Annotated in this window: 3 protein-coding genes; 1 reads left to right on the forward strand and 2 read right to left on the reverse strand. The window is 53.6% G+C overall.

What is annotated here, in order from left to right; all coding sequences use genetic code 11:
• Positions 1 to 599: aromatic amino acid DMT transporter YddG (yddG, locus tag RTY00_RS23635; protein WP_312666588.1), on the forward strand; the 599-nt coding region annotated here is incomplete at its 5' end.
• 158 nt (positions 600 to 757) lie between these two features.
• Here the strand turns inward: yddG and RTY00_RS23640 are convergent.
• Positions 758 to 1,960, reverse strand: coding sequence for an FAD-dependent oxidoreductase (locus tag RTY00_RS23640; protein ID WP_312666589.1), 1,203 nt, complete (start codon positions 1,958 to 1,960; stop codon positions 758 to 760).
• 54 nt (positions 1,961 to 2,014) lie between these two features.
• The coding region (locus RTY00_RS23645; RefSeq protein ID WP_312666590.1) for an AraC family transcriptional regulator at positions 2,015 to 2,350 on the reverse strand (336 nt) is incomplete at its 5' end.

Below are 2,350 nucleotides of genomic sequence, written 5' to 3' on the forward strand. Positions count from 1 at the left end.
TGGTCAATTATCTGTGGGCAAGTTTGACCATTGTTTTAGCGGTGATAGTGAATCGGCAAAAAACCCATCCGCTGATTATTCCGGGCGTGATGCTGGCGGTTGCGGGCATTTGTCGCGTATTAGGCGGCGATCAGGCTTTTTCATTCAGCGAAATCGCCAATAACGTGATGGATAATCCGTTGAGTTACGGCCTGGCATTAAGCGGCGCGGTTATCTGGGCGGTATATTGTGTGGTAACCAAAAAAATTGCTAACGGCAGCAATGGCATAACGCTGTTCTTTATCCTGACCGCGCTGACGCTTTGGCTGAAGTTTTTGCTCTCGCCACAGCCGCCGTTTGTATTATCCGTTGGGGTTTGCATCAGTCTGGCGCTAGCGGCGATGGCGATGGGCTTTGGCTATGCCGCATGGAATGTCGGCATTCTGCATGGCAACGTCACCATTTTGGCCGCCGCGTCTTACTTCATTCCGATCATCTCCTCGCTTCTCGCCGCCTATATTCTGCGCTCGCATCTGACCGTCGCCTTTTGGCAAGGCACCGCGATGGTTAGCCTCGGATCGCTAATGTGCTGGTGGTCAACGCGCGTGCGGAAAGCGTAATGCTAATCCTTAGCACAAAATTTACTCATTGATCATTTCCTGCACAAATCGCGATCTGTTGCTACTATAGCGACGCAACACACAGCAATGCGTTGCTACGAGAATTTCAGATTGGTAACGTTTACCTGGCCCGCGCTTAGCGGGCTTTTTTTTGCCGGTTATAAATAACGCGGCTTTTCGGTGCGGAATCCGAGGCCAATTAAGCGGCCAAACAGATGGCGCAGGAACGGAAAGCGGCTGATCATCTGTGGCACTTTGCTCGGTGTGGTGCGTTTGCGTTTGTTGCTGCTCATTTTGATTTGCAGAAATTGGGTGGCGACCGTTGGGAACTGGCGGCGCTGCTGCACTTTTTGCAGATTGTGCAAGGCAACCTTGCCCTGCTGCAGCGGTTTGGTCAGCATATTGGCTGCGGCTACCGCATCCTGAATAGCCAGGTTAACCCCAACGCCGCCAATCGGCGACATCGCATGCGCAGCATCGCCGATACAGAGCACGCCGGGTTTCATCCAGTGATCGAGGCGGTCGATGCGAATCGACAATAGCTTGAGTTTGTCCCACTCATCGACTTCCGCCATGCGCTCTGCGCTGAACGGTGCCACCTGCGCCATGGTGCTTTTCAGCGCGTCCAAACCCGCCAGTTTTAACTCGTCGAACTGATTTTTCTGGATGGTGTAACCGCACTGCCAGTAATCACCGCGATCAATGACAATGAAGTTCTGCTTCGGCCCTTTGTGGCCCATGCCCAGTTGCGGATCGTCGGGATGTTTCTCCAGCCGGAACCACAACACATCGCGTGGCGCACCAAAGCTTTTTCCGGTGAGTCCGGCTTTGGCTTTGACCTGCGAATTGCGGCCATCTGCACCTATCACTAACGAAGTGCGAATGACCTGATTCTCGTTACCCTGTAACGTTTGCACGCCGCTGATTGCGCCATCCTCATAAACGAAGTCGTCAAATGCAGTGGATTGCAGCAGGGTAAATCCCGGAAATTCAGAGGCTTTTTTAGCGAGAAAGTTGAGGAAATCCCACTGCGGCATAAAGGCGATAAAGCGACACTGAACCGGCAGACGTGAGAAATCTGCCATGGTGATCTCTTTGCCAGCCACTTCCGCTTGCAGCTTCTCCGCGCGTTGATGCGGCAAGGTAAGCAGCTCATCCAGCAAGCCCAGTTGACGCATGATCTCCAACGTTGAGGGATGAATGGTGTCGCCGCGAAAATCGCGCAGAAAGTCGGGGTGTTTCTCGATTACCACGGCGCGTAAACCCGCGCGCGCCAGTAAATAGCCCAACATCAATCCCGCCGGACCGCCGCCAACGATACAACAATCCGCGCTTAACGCATTTTCCTGTGCTGACTGCATCCTGTGCCTCACGCCAAAAATGATAATGGTTATCATTTATAGCATAGACTGGCGTTAATGTGAGGAAACGAACAGCGATGCCTGATGCGCCGGCGGCACGGCAAAGTTACGCTGCATGCGTTTGATCTCTTCGGCCGGCGGTAAACCAAACAAACGTTTGAACTCGCGATTAAACTGCGAAGCGCTTTCATAGCCCACCGCGTGGCTAGCCGCTGCCGCCGTCATCTCCTGACGCACCATCAACATGCGCGCCTGATGCAATCGTACTGACTTCACATACTGCATCGGCGGCTGATTGGTGATGCTTTTGAAATGGGTGTGGAAGGTGGGCACGCTCATACTCGCCAGCGCTGCCAGTTGTCCCAGCGTCAGCGGCTGCGCATAGTGTGC

The organism is Pantoea sp. CTOTU49201, from assembly GCF_032054795.1.
Taxonomy (GTDB): Bacteria; Pseudomonadota; Gammaproteobacteria; order Enterobacterales; family Enterobacteriaceae; genus Pantoea; species Pantoea symbiotica.

Excerpts from the sequence above, each read along its gene's own strand:
- RTY00_RS23640 (WP_312666589.1), bottom strand. The coding sequence starts at position 1,960 with ATGCAGTCAGCACAGGAAAATGCGTTAAGCGCGGATTGTTGTATCGTT.